The 17,452-nt window shown below is 67.9% G+C and carries 16 protein-coding genes and 1 pseudogene; 7 read left to right on the plus strand and 10 right to left on the minus strand.

Features of this window, described 5'->3' with window-relative positions:
- Positions 1 to 71: 71 nt before the first annotated feature.
- Positions 72 to 1,082: an o-succinylbenzoate synthase gene (locus IT882_RS13545; protein ID WP_195692279.1), complete on the plus strand. Its 1,011-nt coding sequence runs from the start codon at positions 72 to 74 to the stop codon at positions 1,080 to 1,082.
- A gap of 19 nt (positions 1,083 to 1,101) precedes the next feature.
- On the opposite strand, the gene IT882_RS13550 is transcribed toward IT882_RS13545, so the two are convergent.
- Complete coding sequence (locus tag IT882_RS13550; protein WP_229382137.1) at positions 1,102 to 1,773, minus strand: TetR/AcrR family transcriptional regulator; 672 nt, start codon at positions 1,771 to 1,773, stop codon at positions 1,102 to 1,104.
- 138 nt (positions 1,774 to 1,911) lie between these two features.
- On the opposite strand from IT882_RS13550, the gene IT882_RS13555 reads away from it, so the two are divergent.
- Together IT882_RS13555 and IT882_RS13560 are read left to right on the plus strand one after the other, a co-directional pair.
- Positions 1,912 to 4,788 carry an MMPL family transporter gene (locus tag IT882_RS13555; protein ID WP_195692280.1) on the plus strand — a complete coding sequence of 959 codons (2,877 nt, stop codon included), beginning with the start codon at positions 1,912 to 1,914 and terminating at the stop codon, positions 4,786 to 4,788.
- Positions 4,785 to 6,869, plus strand: a complete 2,085-nt coding sequence (locus tag IT882_RS13560; protein WP_195692281.1) for a YhgE/Pip family protein — start codon at positions 4,785 to 4,787, stop codon at positions 6,867 to 6,869. Before IT882_RS13555 ends, IT882_RS13560 begins: the two co-directional genes overlap by 4 nt.
- Positions 6,870 to 7,058: 189 nt before the next feature.
- Here the strand turns inward: IT882_RS13560 and ccsB are convergent, their stop codons facing one another.
- From ccsB to IT882_RS13590, 7 genes and pseudogenes are all read right to left on the minus strand, one after another.
- A complete protein-coding gene (gene ccsB, locus IT882_RS13565) occupies positions 7,059 to 8,114 on the minus strand; it encodes a c-type cytochrome biogenesis protein CcsB (RefSeq protein WP_195692282.1) in 1,056 nt (351 codons plus the stop codon).
- Between the two features lie 9 nt (positions 8,115 to 8,123).
- Positions 8,124 to 9,851, minus strand: coding sequence for a cytochrome c biogenesis protein ResB (gene resB, locus IT882_RS13570; protein ID WP_229382409.1), 1,728 nt, complete (start codon positions 9,849 to 9,851; stop codon positions 8,124 to 8,126).
- 57 nt (positions 9,852 to 9,908) lie between these two features.
- A pseudogene (locus tag IT882_RS16720) lies at positions 9,909 to 10,586 on the minus strand (cytochrome c biogenesis CcdA family protein); the annotation flags it as partial.
- On the minus strand, positions 10,583 to 11,203 hold the full coding sequence (locus tag IT882_RS13575; protein WP_195692284.1) for a TlpA family protein disulfide reductase: 621 nt from the start codon (positions 11,201 to 11,203) through the stop codon (positions 10,583 to 10,585). The pseudogene IT882_RS16720 and the gene IT882_RS13575, both read right to left, overlap by 4 nt.
- 1 nt (position 11,204) lies before the next feature.
- Positions 11,205 to 11,834 (minus strand): histidine phosphatase family protein, encoded by a 630-nt coding sequence (locus tag IT882_RS13580; RefSeq protein WP_195692285.1) that lies wholly within the window; start codon positions 11,832 to 11,834, stop codon positions 11,205 to 11,207.
- A 52-nt stretch (positions 11,835 to 11,886) separates the two neighbouring features.
- On the minus strand, positions 11,887 to 12,495 hold the full coding sequence (locus IT882_RS13585; protein ID WP_195694400.1) for a DedA family protein: 609 nt from the start codon (positions 12,493 to 12,495) through the stop codon (positions 11,887 to 11,889).
- A gap of 126 nt (positions 12,496 to 12,621) precedes the next feature.
- Entirely contained in the window at positions 12,622 to 13,122 is a 501-nt protein-coding gene (locus tag IT882_RS13590) for a DUF6264 family protein (protein WP_195692286.1), read from the minus strand.
- Between the two features lie 57 nt (positions 13,123 to 13,179).
- On the opposite strand from IT882_RS13590, the gene aspS reads away from it, so the two are divergent.
- From aspS to IT882_RS16975, 3 genes are all read left to right on the plus strand, one after another.
- Positions 13,180 to 14,523, plus strand: coding sequence for an aspartate--tRNA(Asn) ligase (gene aspS, locus IT882_RS13595; protein ID WP_195692287.1), 1,344 nt, complete (start codon positions 13,180 to 13,182; stop codon positions 14,521 to 14,523).
- A gap of 87 nt (positions 14,524 to 14,610) precedes the next feature.
- A complete protein-coding gene (locus IT882_RS16970) occupies positions 14,611 to 14,928 on the plus strand; it encodes a tyrosine-protein phosphatase (protein WP_195692288.1) in 318 nt (105 codons plus the stop codon).
- Positions 14,910 to 15,428 carry a tyrosine-protein phosphatase gene (locus IT882_RS16975; RefSeq protein ID WP_195692289.1) on the plus strand — a complete coding sequence of 173 codons (519 nt, stop codon included), beginning with the start codon at positions 14,910 to 14,912 and terminating at the stop codon, positions 15,426 to 15,428. Before IT882_RS16970 ends, IT882_RS16975 begins: the two co-directional genes overlap by 19 nt.
- A gap of 19 nt (positions 15,429 to 15,447) precedes the next feature.
- On the opposite strand, the gene IT882_RS13610 is transcribed toward IT882_RS16975, so the two are convergent.
- Entirely contained in the window at positions 15,448 to 15,750 is a 303-nt protein-coding gene (locus IT882_RS13610; RefSeq protein WP_195692290.1) for a Dabb family protein, read from the minus strand.
- Positions 15,747 to 16,037 carry a glutaredoxin family protein gene (locus tag IT882_RS13615; protein WP_195692291.1) on the minus strand — a complete coding sequence of 97 codons (291 nt, stop codon included), beginning with the start codon at positions 16,035 to 16,037 and terminating at the stop codon, positions 15,747 to 15,749. Before IT882_RS13615 ends, IT882_RS13610 begins: the two co-directional genes overlap by 4 nt.
- A gap of 113 nt (positions 16,038 to 16,150) precedes the next feature.
- On the opposite strand from IT882_RS13615, the gene IT882_RS13620 reads away from it, so the two are divergent.
- Positions 16,151 to 17,446, plus strand: a complete 1,296-nt coding sequence (locus IT882_RS13620; RefSeq protein ID WP_195692292.1) for a mechanosensitive ion channel family protein — start codon at positions 16,151 to 16,153, stop codon at positions 17,444 to 17,446.
- Positions 17,447 to 17,452 lie beyond the last annotated feature (6 nt).

Below are 17,452 nucleotides of genomic sequence, written 5' to 3' on the forward strand. Positions count from 1 at the left end.
TACGGACACCGCAGGCCGTGGGATCCGCGCGGCGGGAGGTCATCGGAGCTCAAGGCAGGCAGGATGAGGACATGGACGCCGCTGTGCACGTGCCGCTCCTTCCGCCGCTGGAGGACCTGCGCGAGAGCGCGCACGTCGTATCGCTGCCACTGGTCACGAGGTTTCGCGGCGTCGAGCACCGCGAAGCGATGCTGCTGCGCGGACCGGCAGGGTGGACCGAGTTCTCGCCCTTCGTGGAATACGACGATGGGGAGGCGAGCGCGTGGCTGGCCGCCGCAATCGACTTCGGCTGGCACAGCACACCGGTAGCCCGCCGCCGCGAGATCCGGGTGAACGCGACGGTCCCGGCCGTCGCACCGGATGCCGTGGCCGCGGTGCTGGCGCGATTCGATGGATGCCGCACTGTCAAGGTCAAGGTCGCCGAGTCCGGCGGGACACTCGCCGATGATGTCGCCCGCGTGCGCGCCGTGCGCGAAGCGATGGGGCCGCTCGGCCGCATCCGTGTCGACGCGAATGGAGCGTGGAACCTCGACGAGGCAGAGCACGCCATCCACGCTCTCGCGGAGTTCGATCTGGAATACGTCGAACAGCCCTGCACGAGCCTCGACGAGCTGCGGGAGTTGCGGCGCCGCATCCGCTACATGGGAGTGCCGGTCGCCGCCGACGAGAGCGTGCGCAAGGCCGATGATCCCCTCGCTGTCGCGCGCGCCGGCGCGGCCGACCTGCTCGTCATCAAAGCGCAGCCGCTGGGCGGCATCCACCGCGCCCTGACCCTCGTCGCCGAGGCGGGGCTCCCAGTGGTCGTCTCGAGCGCACTCGACACGTCAGTGGGACTGGCGATGGGCGCGGCCCTCGCTGCAGCCCTCCCCGACCTCGACTACGACTGCGGGTTAGGTACCGCTGCACTTCTGGCTGCCGACGTCACGACGCAGCCGCTGCGACCGGAGCACGGCACGATCCCTGTCGGCCGGCCCGAGGTCGATGAGTCCGCCGTGAACGCGTATGCCGCGCCCGCCGCTCGGCGACGGTGGTGGGAGGAGCGCCTCACGCGGTGCCACGCGCTGCTGGCGGCATCCGTCTGACGCGAGGGTCTCGGACCGGTCAGGATGCCGGGTCGACGAGAGCGATCGCGAGCTGCTGCGTGCGCGACTCTGCTCGCACCCGCAACTGGTCATAGTCGCGCCGTTCAATCGCCGCGCTGATCAGCGCGTCTTCCCAGACCGTGAGCACGAGGCGAGCGAAATCACGAGGGGGAAGCCGCAGCCGAAGGTTGTACGAACTCGCGAGATCTTCGATCATCCGCCGAACCCGGTCGATGAGACTCTCCTCCCATGCGAGGTAGGCCTGCGCCGTCTCGTCATCGCGCATGGCGCGCAACCGGATCTCGCTCATGAGCACGACGTCCAAGAGCCCCTCGACCGTGCCTTCCAGGACGTTCTGAACGAGCTCCGTGGGCGTAAGCGCCGCATCCTGAGCACGCAGTCCGTCGACGCGCGCCGAGACCGCCTCGAGTTTGCGGTCGGTGACGGCCCGCACGAGTTCGAAGAACAGCTCGTCCTTCGTGGAGAAATTGGAGTAGAACGCACCGCGCGTGAAACCCGCGCGCTCGCAGATGTCCTCGACCGACGCGCCGTCGAGGCCGGACTCGGCGAACACCTCGTACGCAGCCCGCATGAGCCGCGCTTTCGTGCGCTCCCGCCCTCGCGCTTCCTCGGGCACGATGCCGTCGATCGCTTCCAGGAAGCGACGAGCGGATGCCTCGTCTGAGGGCACGATCACATCCTCTTCTCGGTCACGGGCTCACACCCCGTGTTCAGCTTCAGTCTCGCCGCAATCGCCTACGATACACATACGTATCGGATACACCGGTGTATCGACAATTCTCCACCCGACGACCCCGGAGGAAGACCCGTGTCCACCGCTCTGTATGCCCTCGGACGATGGGCGTACCGGCATCCGTGGCGGGTGCTGGCGTCCTGGCTTCTCGTGCTGATCCTCGCCGGCGGCGGAGCCGTGCTCTTTCAGCAGGGAACCGACAACACCTTCTCGATCCCCGGCACCGAGTCCGAAGCAGGCCTCGAAGAGCTTCAGCGCACCTTCCCCGAGGTCTCGGGAACGAGCGCGCAGTTCATCGTCGTCGCGCCCGAGGGGATGACGGTCGAAGACGCTCCCTTCCCCGACGACATCGCGCAGACGATCGACGAGATCGAGGGCATCGACGGAGTCCTGGCCGTCAGCGACCCCTACGACGAGTCAATCTCGGGCCTGATCTCCGATGACGGATCGGCCGCACTCGTCCGCTTCCAGTTCGAAGGTCAAGCCTCCTCGGTCTCGGACGAGACGAAAGACCAGCTGTTCGAGATCACGGATGCTCTCCAAGCAGAGCTCCCCGCGGGCACGACGGTAGCTCTCGGCGGCGATCTGTTCTCGCAGTCCCTGCCCACCCTGTCGATCGTCGAGCTGTTCGGTGTTCTCCTCGCGCTGGTCGTGCTCATCGTCACGTTCCGGTCGTTCGTCGTGGCGGGACTCCCCCTCATCACGGCGATCCTGGGCGTCGGCTTGTCGATGGCACTGATCTTCGTTTCGACAGCCTTCGCGACCATCTCGTCGACGACCCCGATGCTCGCGCTCATGCTCGGGCTCGCGGTCGGTATCGACTACGCCCTGTTCATCATCTCCCGTCAGCAGGATGCCGTCCGAGAGGGCGTCGACCCCGAAGAGGCCGCAGCGCGCGCGACCGGAACAGCGGGCTCGGCTGTCGTCTTCGCCGGCGCAACGGTACTCATCGCACTGATCGGCCTCTCGTTTGCCAACATCCCGTTCTTGACCACCATGGGGATCGCGGCATCCGTGGCCGTGGCGATAGCCGTCGCGATCGCCGTGACGCTGACACCCGCCTTCCTCGGCTTCGTCAAGGGCCGCGTTGCCGGGTGGCCTCGGCGGAAGCCGCGCGCCCGGCGACGCGACCGAGGCGCTGCTGCGGAGGTGACGGCCCGTGCCGACAGCGACGGCGCCGCATCCGCTTCCACGGTGGCGGCGGGGAAGAAGACGAACCCGTGGGTGAAGCTTGTCACCCGGCATCCGATCGTCACCACGGTGTCGGTCGTGGCGCTTCTCGGAGCTCTCGCGATCCCCGCCGGCAGCCTCGCGCTGGCTCTCCCCAACGCCGGGATGCTGCCCGAAGACAACGAGGCGCGGCAGAGCTACGACCTGGTGGCCGAGCACTTCGGTCCCGGTGCCAACGGGCCGCTGATCATGACCGGCACGATCGTCACCTCGACCGACCCGGTCACCCTCATGCAGGATCTCGGCGACGACATCGCGACGATCCCGGGCGTGAAAGAGGTAGCGCTGGCGACCCCCAACCGCACCGCCGACACCGGAATCGTGCAGATCGTTCCGGAGACCGCGCCCGACGATCCCGCCACCGCCGACCTCGTCCGAGAACTGCGCGCCCAGCACGATCGACTTCTCGACGAATACGGCGTCGACCTGAAGGTCACCGGGTTCACGGCGATCGCCATCGACATTTCCGATCGCCTGGGCGGCGCACTCCTGCCGTTCGGCATCTTCGTCGTGGGCCTCTCCCTCGTGCTGCTGACGATCGTGTTCCGGTCGATCTGGGTTCCCATCAAGGCTGCCGCCGGCTACCTCCTCTCGGTCGCCGCCGCGTTCGGGATCGTCGCTCTCGTCTTCGAGTGGGGCGTGTTCGCCGATGCCCTCCACGTGTCCAAGACCGGGCCGGTCATCAGCTTTATGCCGATCATCCTCATGGGTGTGCTCTTCGGCCTCGCGATGGACTACGAGGTCTTCCTCGTCTCCCGAATGCGGGAGGACTACGTCCACCTGCGACGTGCTCGCGGCGGACGCGCCGACCGAGCGACCGCCATCAGTGCCGTCAGATCCGGTTTCACGGCATCCGCTCGTGTGGTCACCGCCGCCGCAGTCATCATGTTCGCGGTGTTCGCCGCGTTCGTGCCCGAAGGCGATATCAACATCAAACCCATTGCGCTGGGGCTTGCGGCGGGCATCGCGATCGACGCGTTCCTCGTGCGCATGACGCTCGTCCCCGCCGTCATGGCGCTGCTCGGACAGCACGCGTGGTGGATGCCGCGGTGGATGCATCGCGTGCTTCCGCACTTCGACATCGAAGGCGAAGCCGTGGAGCGAGAGCTCTCGCTGCGGAATTGGCCGGAGCCGAACACGACAGCCGCGGTCGTTGCCGAGGACCTCGCGCTGCACGCGTTCGGCAGACGACACGGAGGCGATACCGACGTCTTCTCGGGCGTGAGCACCCGCGTGGAGTTCGGCGATACCGTGCTCGTCGACGGTGACCCGCGAGCAACACGCGCCTTCCTGCTGGCCATCGCCGGGCGCCTGGCGCCGACGGGGGGCCGGCTCCGTGTGGCAGGCCACCTGCTGCCCGAGCGCGCCGCCTGGGTGCGTTCGCACGTCGGGGTAGCCCTCCTCGCGGATGCCGATGATCCGATCGCGGAACTCTCCCACCCGCTGCGCGGGCCCGCCCAGGTCGTCGTGATCGATGGCCTCGACAGGCTCGAGAGCGAAGCGATGCGCGACCAGGCCGCAGCGCTCCTGCGTGACGCCGCTCTCGCACGCCGCGAGCGTACGGGCGATGGGACCTCGCCCCTGACGATCCTCGCCTCGACGCAGCGTGAGGACACCGCCCTCGCGCTGATGACCGAGGCCCGCCGCATCGGTGTGAGCTCGCTCACGCTGAGCTCGCGATACGAAACGACAGTTCCCGCGCCCGCGGAGGAGCACGCATGAGTATGTCAGTCGAACGCGCCCGGAGCCGCAAGCCCATCACGTGGCTCACGATTCTCGGCGTCATCCTGCTACCGGCCGTCATCGGCGGCATCCTCGTGGTCGCCCTGTACAACCCGACTACGCGACTGGACACGATGAACGCCGCGATCGTGAACGAGGACGAACCGGTCACGATCAACGGCCAGTACGTTCCGCTGGGGCGCCAGCTCTCGGCCGGGCTCGTCGAGGGCTCGGGGGATGCCGACGGCAACCTCACCTGGACCATCTCGAACGCGGACGACGCCGCGGCGGGCCTTGCCGACGGCACGTACGCGGCGGTCGTCACGATTCCCGAGAACTTCTCCGCCGCAGCGACCTCTACACGGCCGGGCGAAACCCCCGAGCAGGCAACGATCGAGGTGACGACGGCGCCCGACAGCCTCATCGTCGATGACGCCATCACCGCTCAGATCACCTCGACCGCGGCGACTCTGACCGGGGAGCAGATCTCGACCCAGTACCTCGAGAACGTCTTCCTCGGGTTCACGACCCTCGGCGACCAGCTCGGCGAGGCAGCGGGCGGCGCTGATCAGCTCGCCGACGGCATCCAGCAGTCAGCGGACGGGTCCGCGGAGCTCGCGAGCGGGCTGCAGCAGCTCTCCTCCGGCGCCGGTCAGCTCTCGTCGGCTGCGTACGGCATCGCCGACGGCGCGAGTCAGCTTGCCGGCGGCCAGGCGACCTGGGCGGCAGGCGCCAACGAAGCGTCCGCGGGGCTGAACCAACTCGCCGGCGGAGCTAACGCTCTGGTCGCCCCGAGCCAGCAGATCGCGGGAGGCTTGCAACAGTTCGCCGATCAGGTCCAGGGCATCAGCGTGCCGCAGTCCGTGATCGATGCCGCGCAGGAGGTCGCCGACAACAGCACTCAGCTGAAGGATGATGCCGCCGCCCGGGCCGCGCAGTTGCAGCAGATCGCGGCGGATTGCTATGCGCAGAGCCTGCCTGCGAACGTGTGCGATGCCCTGCAGCAGGTCGCCGACGACGCTACGGCGGCACTGCCGACCATCGACAACATCCTCGACAACTCGCAGCAGATCGCCACCGGACTCGCGCAGATCAACGAGCTTCCTGCTCAAGTCACCGCCCTAGCCGACGGCGCGACGCAGCTGTCGGCGGGTATCGCCGGGGTGGCCAGCGGTGTCCAACAGTCCGCAGCCGGTGTCGGCAGCCTGGCAGGCGGCGCGTCGACGATCTCGTCGCAGACTTCCACTCTCGCAGCGGGAGTGTCGCAGTGGGCGAACGGCACTGACGCATGGGCGAGCGGCGCCACCCAGTCAGCTACCGGCGCCACGACTCTGAGCGACGGGCTGACACAGCTCGCCGATGGCACGACCTCCCTCGCGGACGGACTCCACACGGCGGTCGAGCAGCTCCCGTCGTACACGGATGCCGAGGCCGCGAGCCTCGCGGAGGTCGTCGCCGACCCCGTGGCGGCGGAGGGCGTTGGCTCCGACCTGTTCGGAGCATCCGCGATTCCACTGTTGACGGCGCTCGCGCTGTGGTTCGGCGCGCTCGGCTCGTTCGTCGTGCTCCGGGCCTTCCCCGCCCGCACCCTCGCCTCCCGCGCGGCCTCGCCCCTTCTCGCCCTGCGCTCGTTTGTGCCCGCCGCGGCGATCGGTGCCGTTCAGGGTCTGCTCGTGGCGGGCATCGTCCAGATCTCCGCGGGATATGACTGGGGAGACTGGTCGATCTTCGCCGGTGTCAGCATCCTGGCCGGGGTCGCCTTCGCGGCCGTGAACCAGGCACTCGTGGCCGTCTTCGGCGGCGCAGGCCGCTGGGTCGCGGCGCTCATCGGGGTGCTCGCTGTCGCAACCGGAATCGTTTCCACGGTCCCCGGTGTGCTGACGGCGATCGACGCGGTCCTGCCCATCTCTCCGGCCTACAACGCGATGCTCGGTGCCCTCACCGGCTCGGGCGGCGTGGGCGCGGGGATCGCGGGGCTCGTGATCTGGGGCGGCCTCGCCTTCGTCGCGACGATCCTCGCTGTTGCCGCACGACGGACCACGACAGCCCGCGCCATCCTCGCCTCCCCGGCTACCGGCTAGCCCGCTACCGACCTGACCGCGCCCGGAGAGCGCTGGCTCGGTGCTGGAGGGGCTGGCACCGGGTCTGGCGGGAGCCGACGCAGCCGGCGAGGGCATGTCGCCTCCGGCGCCGAAGCCGGCGCGGACTCACCCATGGATGTTCGGCAAGCCGGGCCTCACGCGGGGTGAGGTAGCGCGAGGGCCAGAATCTCAGCTCAGGCCGCTGTAGGCGTGCAGGCCCTTGAAGAACATATTCACGATCGTGAAGTTGAAGATGACGGCGGTGAACCCGACGATCGAGAGCCACGCTGAGCGAGAACCGCGCCAGCCGCGCGTCGCGCGGGCGTGGATGTATCCGGCATAGAGGACCCAGATCACGAAGGTCCAGACTTCCTTCGTGTCAAAGCCCCAGTACCGACCCCAGGCGTCGTTGGCCCAAATCGAGCCCGCGATCAGGGTGAAGGTCCAGAAGACGAAGCCCATGATCGCGAAGCGGTAGGCGAGGGATTCGAGGGCCTCGGAGCCGGGAAGAGTCCGCAGGAAACCGGGGCCGGACCGGGCAGTCGCGCCGGTACCGACGGCGGCGATCGCCCGCTGCTCGCGACGCGACTGCATGAGTTGCAGCACCGAGAGGCCGAACGCGATCGCGAACAGCGCGGTTGCCAGCGACGCGACGAAGACGTGGATGACGAGCCAGACGCTCTTGAGCGGGTCGGCCAGCGGCACGACCTCGACGTAGAAGGTGAACGGCAGCGATGCGCCACCGAGCATCAGCACGACCATGCCCGTGATGAGCGAGCCGAGGAAGCGCAGGTCGTAGCGGAAGAGCACCCCGAGGTAGACGGCGACGATCAGCACCGTTCCCGTCAAAGCGAACTCGTACATGTTCGACCAGGGAACGTGTCCAGCGACGATCCCGCGCGTGATGACACCGCCGACGTGGAACAGGAAGGCAAGCCACGTCAGGCTCGTGCCGATACGCGCCCACAGCAGGCGGGTGCGGCGACCGGGCGCGGCGTTGAGGTTGTCCTCAGCGGCCTGCCCTTCGGCGCGAAGCTCGTCGACGGCGGAGGCGGCATCCGCTGACCCGACCTCCCCGGCACCGACCGAGACGAGCTGACGCTGAGCCGAGCGGTCGACAGCCACCGCAGACCGGCGCGAGAGGTCAACGACGTACGCGATGAAGGCGAGCGCGTAGATCGCGATTGCTGTCCACACGAGGAGGAAAGAGACCGACTCGAGAGACAGCGCTGAATCGACGGGCATGGTGTCAGTTTACGTGGGCGCGCCGGCGCTGCGGTCCGCGAGAGCTGCACCATGGTCCCTGGCGAATCGCTCCACGGTGGCCGCCAGCGTCGGGTCTTCTCCGCGGGCAAGTCCCGCGTACTCGATCCGGACGTTGGCGCCCTGCACTGTCGCCTTCACCCACACGCGGCGGCGGGGGATGAACAAGGCAGCGAGCAGGCCCGCGACAGAGATCGAGGCAAATAGCAGGACCCACGTTGCTGCGGCATCCCGGTGGATCGACAGCGAGACGAACCGCTTGACCGGCTCCCCCGCGGGAGTGAGAGCCGAGTCGTCTTCAAACGTGATCGTTCCGCGTCCGCCGGGGATCTCGGCGGTTTCTCCCGGGATGAGTCGAATCGAGTCGACGCCGGTATCTCCGCCGGTGAGCCGGGTCATATCGGTGGTGTCCAACGCGTACACCGATCGGGGGATGCCGCCGTCGATGCCGAGATCACCCTCGAACACGTTGAACGTGAGCTCCGGGTAGACCAGGGCGGGCCATCCCGAGGTGAGAGCGCCGCTCTCGAGCTCAGCGACGGTCGGATAGAAGAATCCGATGAGTCCGAGCTGCTCGGGTAGCCCGTCGGGCACCTTCACCACACCGAGGGACGTGAGGTTCCGATCCTGCGGAAGGAAGGGCACGGATGCCGAGAACGCGACCTCTCCGTCGGGACCGCGGACCGTGACGGTCGGCGCGTACCCGTTGCCCATGAGGAAGATCCGATCGCCGGCGACATCGAGCGGCTGGTTGACCCGCACCTCACCCGTCGTCGCTTCCTCTCCGGCGCGCTGCGTTGTCAGACGAGCGACGAAATCGCCGGCCTGCCCCGCCCCACTCTCGTCGGGTGCGACGTAGCTGACGTCGAACTGGTCGAGGGTCAGCGCGTACGGGACGAGCGCGTTCTCGTCGACGAAGCGGCCGGGGTTGAACGACGAATAGTCCACGAGGGCGTTCGTGAAGGTATCCCCTTGGATGATGACCGTCTGCCCCGTGTAGGTGAAGCCTCCCCCAACACCGACCGCGATAAGAACCCCGACGAGGGCGCCGTGGAAGATGAGGTTCCCGGTCTCTTTCAGGTACCCGCGCTCGGCCGAGACGCTGAAGCTCGCGCCGCGGGGACGCTCGGTGTCGTAGCGCTCGGTGCGGTACCCGCTGCGGCGCAGCTGCTGCTCGGCGAGGGCGACGGCACTCTCCGCGTAGGCAGCGGGATCGGCATCGGCTCCCTCGACCAGGGTCTCGCGGTGGGTGGAGAGCCGCTCGAGTCGGGCGGGAGTGCGGGGCGGGCGTGCGCGCAACGCCTTCCAGTGGTGCTGCGTGCGCGGGATGACGCATCCGATGAGCGAGATGAACAGCAGGATGTAGATCGCCGAGAACCAGGCCGACGTGTAGACGTCGAACAGTTGCAGTCCGTCGAGGATCGGCGCGAGATCGGGGTTGTCGGTGTAGTACTGCGTGACGCCGTTCGGGTCGGCACTGCGCTGCGGCACCAGCGATCCCGGGATCGCGGCGATGGCCAACAGCAGAAGCAGCAGGAGTGCCGTGCGCATGCTCGTGAGCTGGCGCCACCCCCACCGCGCCCACCCCACGGGCCCGAGCGCCGGGGAGTTCACCCCGCCGTCGGACGACGCGGCATCCGTTGCGGCATCCGCAGCATCGGCGTGATCCGCGGGGCGAAGGGGATCGACGACAGCGTCATCAGAGCGGGAGGGGGACATTGATGAGCACCCCTGCAGCGAGATCATGAGCGTCGTCCAGACGCCGGTGAGCATGAGGATTCCGAGCAGCACGAGAAGGATGCCGCCGATGATGTTGATGGCGCGAATGTGGCGGCGCAGGAACGTGACGGCCGTGGTCGCCCAGCCCAGACCCAGTGCCAGCAACACGAACGGGATGCCGAGTCCGAGCGAGTAGGTGAGGCCCAAGATGGCCGCCCGTCCGGGGTCGCCGAGGTTCCACGACAGCGACGTGATCGCGGCGAGTGTCGGGCCGATGCAGGGAGCCCACCCGAGGCCGAGCGCAAGGCCCAGCAGCGGGGCCCCGATCAGGCCGACGTTCCCGCGCACCTGCGGTTTGATCGTGCGCTGCGCGAACCCGAACAGGCCGATGAAAACGAGGCCGAGGAGAATGATCACACCACCGAGGATGCGGGTGATGAGGTCGCCGTAGCGGATGAAGAACTGTCCGAGCGCACCGCCGAGGATCGTGATCGCCATGAACACGACCGTGAAGCCGGCGATGAACAGGGCCACTCCCCCCAGCAGCCGGCCGCGGCTCGGGACCGGCATCCCGTCAGCAGTGCGGGCCGACGTGACTGATCCGCCGATGAACCCGAGGTAGCCGGGAACGAGGGGCAGGACGCACGGCGACAGGAAGGACAGGAGGCCCGCCGCCAGCGCGATCGGAACGGCCACCCAGAGGGCTCCCCCTCCGATCAGCTCGCCGACGTTCATCCGTTCTCCGCGAGCGTTTCCTTCACGAGGGTCGTGAGGATCGACGAGCTCGAGAGGGCGCCGATGACGCGTGCCGCGACGCGGCCTTCCTGGTCGATGACGAGCGTGACGGGTGTCGCGTTCAGGGGAGTAGCTTCCGCAAAAGCGAGCTTGAGCTCGCGGTCGCCGACCGAGATGAGGCTCGGATAGCTGATGCCGTTGTCTTCGGCAAACGATCGTGCAGTCGGCGCTTGATCGGAGGTGTTGAGGCCGAGGAACGCGACATCCGGCCCTCCCACCTCCTCGTAGGCAGCCTCGAGTTCGGGGGCCTCGACGATGCACGGCGCACAGTTGGCGTACCAGAGGTTCACGACGAGCACCTGGCCCCGATAGTCCTCGCTCGTCACGGTTTCGCCTGTGTCGGTGACGCCCGAGAAGTTGAGAGGCTCAGAGCGTTGGTCGGCGGGAATCCCGACCGCTTCCATTCCGTTCGCGGCAATGAAGCCCTTGTTGTCGCCGGCGCGGTACTGCTCGGCGAGCGGATCGGATGTGCACCCCGCGAGCGCGCCGCCCAGCGCGAGGGCGCCGGTGAGCGCGAGGGCAACGGATGCCGCCCTGCGGCCGCGTCGGATCGTCATGTCACACCGCCCCGACATCGATAGCGCCGGATGCCGCAGCGGGCTCGACGTAGTCAACCTCGACCCATCCGTCCCCGGAGCGCTCGAAGCTCGTCACGCTCGAGAGGGCGCAGCGGCGGTGCCGCGGATCATGCTGGGTCGGCAGGCCTGCCACCGCAAGGTGGGTGACCCAGATCGGTAGCTGGTGGGAGACGATGACGACATCGCCGTCGTCGGCCTCGCCCCAGGCATCCGTCATCGCCGCATCCATGCGGGCGACAACCTGCGCGTAGGGCTCGCCCCAGCTGGGCACCGCGGGACGGGCGAGGTAGCGCCAGTTCAGCGGGTTCATGAGGGCCCGCTTCATCCGCTTGCCTTCGAAGACATTGGTCGGCTCGATGACCCGTTCGTCGGTCGTGGCGCGCAGGCCGAACCGGTCGATGAAGGGCTGCGCCGATTCCTGGGCGCGCTGGAGCGGGGAGACGATGAGTGCGGACAGTGGGCGCTCGAGCCCACTGATCCAGGCTGCAGCCTGCTGGGCCATCTGGCGCCCGTCTTCGCTCAGGCCGTACCCGGGGAGCCGTCCGTACAGGACCCGATTCGGGTTGAAGACCTCCCCGTGACGCACGAGATGGACACGGTCAGCGGGCACGTTCCCAGTCTACGTGGGGGTTGTCTTTGCGCGGGCTGAGAGCGCCAGCTGCTCAGTCGGCAGACGGTTCGGGATCGTTCGCACGGCGGGCTGCCAGCAGCGCACGGATCCGGACGACGAGGAACCAGGCGACACCGACCACGACCGCGGCGATCACGACGTACTGCAAGATCTCCGCGTACCGTTCGATGACAGGCCACGCCTCGCCCAGCAGGAATCCGGCAAGAACGAAGATGGTGTTCCACAGGGCGCTCCCGGCAACCGTCAGCAGACCGAACTTCCACAGCGGCATCCGAGTGACCCCCGCCGGGATCGAGATCAGACTGCGGAAGATCGGCACCATCCGACCGAAGAAGACCGCCTTGCCGCCGTGACGGTGAAACCACGCGACGGTGCGGTCGATGTCGTCGGGACGCAGCAGCGGAACCTTCGCCGCGATCGCGCGAAGCCGGTCGACACCGAGCCACGCTCCGATCCCGTAGAGCAGGAAGGCTCCCGCGAGTGAGCCGAGCGTCGTCCAGATGAGCGCCTCGGCGAGCGAGAACGACCCACGGCTGGCTGACAGACCCGCCATCGGGAGGATGACCTCACTCGGTAGCGGCGGGAAGATGTTCTCGAGCGCGATCGCGAGACCGGCACCTGCCGGTCCGATGATCTCCATCAGCGAGACCGACCAGTCGACGAGTTGCGTCAGCCAGGAGCCGTCTGGTGTCGGGGTGTGCACGCCGCCACGGTACGGGGGCCAGGTTACGAAGGCCTGGGCGGAGGCTGTGTGCGCCGCGCCTCGTTAGGTACCGGCCCAGACCAGGACGGCACCGACCAGCCAGAGGGCGACGATGAGAACGAAGGCCGTGAGCGGAATCCAGAACGCGATCCGGCGCAGCACGATCATGACGATGGTGCCGGCGAGCGCGACGAGGAAGACGACCCACGGCGAGAGGACGGCAAACCAGATGCCGGTGCTCATGACGGCGAAGTTGCACCCGGTAGCCCCGCACGAGTCCGAGGCGAACGAGAGGAAAGCGCCGAAGACGGATGCCGTCACGGCTACCCCGGCCAGCAGGAGGATCAGCACGATCGAGACGATCAGATCCGCCCATCGGATGGGGCGTCGGGCCTTGCGTGGCCGCGGAGCCACCGGCGCCGCGGACTCTGACGCGTCGCCCTCGGGCGCATCGGGAACGGCATCCGTCTCACCCGGCACCTCAGCGTGCTCGGCCCGCGGCGGATCCTGCACGCGGAACGTGCTGGGATCCATGCGGAAGACGGGATCTTTCGGGTCGGTCACGGGCCCATCCTAGGGCGCTGGGGGTTACCACCGCACGGGCCCGTAGACTGGGCGCTCGTGAGTGAACGCGTCCTGGTGAACCAGCTGAAGCATCTGCCCGCGGGCGCCGTCTCCGTTTCCGGATGGGTCGAGACGGTGCGCGATCAGAAGAAGGTGCAGTTCGTCATCTTGCGCGATGAGACCGGCGCGGTGCAGCTGGTCAATCCTGCCACCCGCGAGCTGGCGGAGGATGCCGACGATGCTGCGCGCGCGGCGCTCGCCCTGACCGAGACGATCTCGGCGATGTCGACCGGCACGTTCTTGACCGTCACGGGCGAACTCAAGCACGACGAGCGCGTGAAGCTCGGCGGCGTGGAGATCAAGATCGGCGCGCTCGAGATCGCTGCCGCATCCGACCCCGAGACGCCGATCGCCGCCGACAGCGGGCTCGACAAGCGGATGGACTGGCGCTTCATCGACCTGCGTCAAGCCCGCAACAACCTCATCTTCCGCGTGCAGACGACCCTCGAGCACGCGATGCGCACGTACTGGATCGAGCGCGACTACATCGAGATCCACTCCCCCAAGCTCATGTCGAGCCCGGCAGAGTCGCGCGCCGAGCTGTTCTCCCTCGAGTACTTCGGCGACCAGACCGCGTACCTCGCGCAGAGCCCGCAGCACTTTAAGCAGATGGCGCAGGCCGCGGGCTTTGGCAAGGTGTTCGAGATCGCCGACGCGTTCCGCGCAGACCCCAGCTTCACGAGCCGCCATGCGACCGAGTTCACCTCGATCGATGCCGAGATCAGCTGGGTCGACTCCCACGAGGACGTCGCCCGGATGCAGGAGGAACTGCTCCAGACCGCGATCCAGGCCGTCAAAGACAAGCACGGGGCGGAGATCGAGGAGCTCTTCGGGCTCGAGGTCACGGTTCCGGCCCTGCCGTTCCCGCGCATTCCGCTGGCTGAGGCCCGCGAGATCGTCGCCTCCCGCGGCTACGAGATCCCCCGCGCCGACGGCGACCTCGATCCCGAGGGCGAGCGGCAGCTGTCGGCCTACGTGAAGGAGACGTACGACCACGACTTCGTCTTCGTCACCGACTACCACCCCGAGATCCGCCCGTTCTACCACATGCGCGATCCCGAGACCGGGATGACCAAGAGCTACGACCTGCTCTACCGCGGCACCGAGATCACCACCGGCGCGCAGCGCGAGCACCGCGTCGAGGTTCTCGAGGCGCAGGCGACGGAGAAGGGTCTGGATGTCGCGGGGCTGGAGCACTACCTCGACTTCTTCCGCTACGGCGTTCCGCCGCACGGCGGGTTCGGCATGGGCCTCGCACGCCTGCTCATGCTGCTGCTGGGCGAATCGTCGATCCGCGAGGTCACGTTCCTCTTCCGCGGTCCCACCCGCCTGGCTCCCTGAGCCCCCACCGTCTCGCACCCAGAAGGCCCCGCATCCGTCACCGGACGCGGGGCCTTTGGCTCGTAGAGTCACGCCTACGCTGGGAGCATGACCGCGGCTTCGGCATCCGATCTTCCTTCCCTCATCCCCGACGGGACGTACAACTTCCGCGACATCGGTGGCCTGCCCCTCGCCTCTGGCGACGACACGCGCACCGGCGTGCTGTACCGATCGGATGCCCTCAGCGCTCTGACCCCTCTCGGACTCGAGCAGTTGGCCGCGACCGACATCGAGGTCGTCGTCGACTTTCGGACCGCGATGGAGCAGCAGATGGCGCCGGACCGGCTTCCTGCATCGCGGCACCTGCAGACCGTGCAGCTCGGGGTGCTCGAGGGGGCGATGGCGGGATGGCGCAGGAGGTGCTGAAGTCGGCATCGCAGGCGGATGACCCCGAGGCGACATCGCGCGCCATCGAGACGGCGCTGGCCCAGATCCCCTCCCTGTCGGATCTGTACATCTCGATGCTCGAACACGGCGCCAGCGCTTTCGCGGAAACCGCACGCAGGGTCGCCGTGTCCGAGGGAGCAGTTCTCGTGCACTGCACGGCGGGCAAGGATCGCACCGGCGTCGCGATCGCCCTGATTCTCGAGGCCGTCGGTGTCGAACGAGCAGCGATCGTCGACGACTACGCGGCCTCGGAGCGCAACCTCGCCGGCCCGTGGACCGAGCGCATGTTCGGGATGCTCCAGGCCATGGGCCTCCCGCGCACCCCTGCGCTGGACGACCTCGTCGCCGCGACCCCGCCCGCCGCGATCATCACGGCACTGGAATGGGTCGACGCTCATCACGGCGGCGCCGCACACTACCTGCGTTCGGGCGGACTCACGGATGCCGAACTCGACGCCCTCCGGCGCCGGCTCACCTGAGCTCGCAGAGCCGCCGCGGCTAGATGACGAAGTCGACGGCGTGACGCGAGGCCACGACGCTGCGGATGTAGCCCGCAACCTCTTCGTGGGCCGGATGCACCTGGTACGCCTCCAGGGAGTCGAGGTCATCGACATCCATGATGAGGACGACATCCGCGTTGACATCTGGATACTCGCTGTTCGCGCCTGCCGACAGAGCCCGAATCTCGGGAACGACCCCGACCAGAGCGTTCAGTCGCCGCGCAACCTCGGCTGCGTGCTCCGCGCGCGTGGTTGCATCGCCGGCAGCCATCGTCCACATCACGACATGGCGCAGGGTCATCGCGACACCTCCGAGGTTCGCGACGCGGCATCCGCGTGGCGCAGCGCCGTGCTCAACCGTGCGGCGTCCAGACGCCAGTGGGCGTGGAGGTCGCCGTCGATCAGCACGACAGGGATCTTCTCCCACCACAGCTCCGACAACGCCGGGTCATCATCGATCGAAAACTCCTCGACGGTCACCGCGTCAGCCTGCTCCTCGGGAAGTTCGGCGAGAACGTGGTCGATCACTCCGCGCGCGACGTCACAGAGATGGCAGCCGTCGCGGCCGATGAGGGTCACTGTCGTCACGGTCCCATCGTAGGTGGACGCTAATCCTCCGAGCCTCCTGTGTCCCTCGCTCTCGGTTTGGGGGCCCACCACCTGCGCCCCGTAGCGTGGGGGAATGCCCGAAGGGAGAACCGATGCGTGACCTGCGCCTGAACGAGTGGCAGAGCACCCCCGACGTTGTCGACGCGACGACAGCGACCCTCGGCCCCTGGCTGACATTCGCGATCGCGGTGGTCGTCGCCATCGTCGCCGCGCTCGTGCTGACCATGATCGTCTCGGGGATCGTGAAGCTCGCACTCCGCCGACGCTCGTGGGGGCAGAGCTTCGTGCGCTACGCGCGGCGGCCGTTTCGCACGATCATCCTGATCATCGCCCTGTGGATCGCGGTCGATCGCTACTTCCCCCTGGGGCTTGCCGGTGGGGATGCCGCCGACAATGCCGCGTGGGATGCCGTCATCGACCGCGCCGCGGCCATCGGCTCCATCGCCGCGGCGGCATGGCTCCTGATCGAACTCGTGCGATTCGCGACCGAAATGGCCCTCGGCCACTACCGGATCGACGTGCCCGACAACCGGGTCGCTCGACGCATCCGCACCCAGGTCCTCATCCTCAGACGCGTCGCAGTGGTCATCATCGTCATCCTGGCGATCGGTGCAGCGCTGCTGACCTTCCCCTCGATCCAGGCGTTCGGCGCCAGCGTCCTGGCGTCCGCCGGTATCGCCTCCATCGTCGCGGGCCTTGCAGCACAGTCCGTGCTCGCAAACATGTTCGCCGGCATCCAATTGGTCTTCAGCGAGGCACTGCGGGTCGATGACGTCATCGTCGCCGATGGCCAGTGGGGTCGCGTGGGCGAGATCACCCTGAGCTACGTCGTGCTCGACCTGTGGGATGACCGCCGCCTCATCCTGCCGTGCACGTACTTCACGACCACGCCGTTCGAGAACTGGACGCGCAAGGGCAGCGAACTGCTGGGAGCTGTCGAGCTCGACGTGGATTGGCGCATCTCCACCGCACGCATGCGCGAACATCTGCAGCGCGTTGTCGGGGAGACCGCTCTGTGGGACGGGCGCACGGCGGTGCTGCAGGTGACCGAAGCTACCGGCGGATTGGTGCGGGTACGCATCCTGGTCACCGCCGCCAACGCGGGAACGCTGTTCGACCTGCGCTGCCTCGTACGCGAAGAGATGGTCGCCTGGGTGCGCCGCACCAACCCCGACGCGCTCCCGGTGCAGCGGATTCTGGTCACGCAGCCGGCCGAGGCCACCGAAGCCGAGGACACGAACACCGGCGCGGTCGAGGGCCTGTTCTCGGGAAGCGCACAAGGAGACGCACGGGCGGCGCAGTACACGAACGCCATCCCGGTCCAAGACGACGGCTCGGATGACGCCGAGGGCGACACGGAAGACACTCGCCAGGAGTCACCGAAGTAGGAGAAA

Source organism: Microbacterium schleiferi (assembly GCF_015565955.1).
Lineage (GTDB): Bacteria > Actinomycetota > Actinomycetes > Actinomycetales > Microbacteriaceae > Microbacterium > Microbacterium schleiferi_A.

Coding starts and splice junctions, on each gene's coding strand:
- IT882_RS13545 (WP_195692279.1), top strand. CDS start 72: ATGGACGCCGCTGTGCACGTGCCGCTCCTTCCGCCGCTGGAGGACCTG.
- IT882_RS13560 (WP_195692281.1), top strand. CDS start 4,785: ATGAGTATGTCAGTCGAACGCGCCCGGAGCCGCAAGCCCATCACGTGG.
- ccsB (WP_195692282.1), bottom strand. CDS start 8,114: ATGCCCGTCGATTCAGCGCTGTCTCTCGAGTCGGTCTCTTTCCTCCTC.
- resB (WP_229382409.1), bottom strand. CDS start 9,851: ATGTCCCCCTCCCGCTCTGATGACGCTGTCGTCGATCCCCTTCGCCCC.
- IT882_RS13575 (WP_195692284.1), bottom strand. CDS start 11,203: ATGACGATCCGACGCGGCCGCAGGGCGGCATCCGTTGCCCTCGCGCTC.
- IT882_RS13585 (WP_195694400.1), bottom strand. CDS start 12,495: ATGGAGATCATCGGACCGGCAGGTGCCGGTCTCGCGATCGCGCTCGAG.
- IT882_RS16970 (WP_195692288.1), top strand. CDS start 14,611: ATGACCGCGGCTTCGGCATCCGATCTTCCTTCCCTCATCCCCGACGGG.
- IT882_RS16975 (WP_195692289.1), top strand. CDS start 14,910: ATGGCGCAGGAGGTGCTGAAGTCGGCATCGCAGGCGGATGACCCCGAG.
- IT882_RS13610 (WP_195692290.1), bottom strand. CDS start 15,750: ATGACCCTGCGCCATGTCGTGATGTGGACGATGGCTGCCGGCGATGCA.
- IT882_RS13620 (WP_195692292.1), top strand. CDS start 16,151: ATGCGTGACCTGCGCCTGAACGAGTGGCAGAGCACCCCCGACGTTGTC.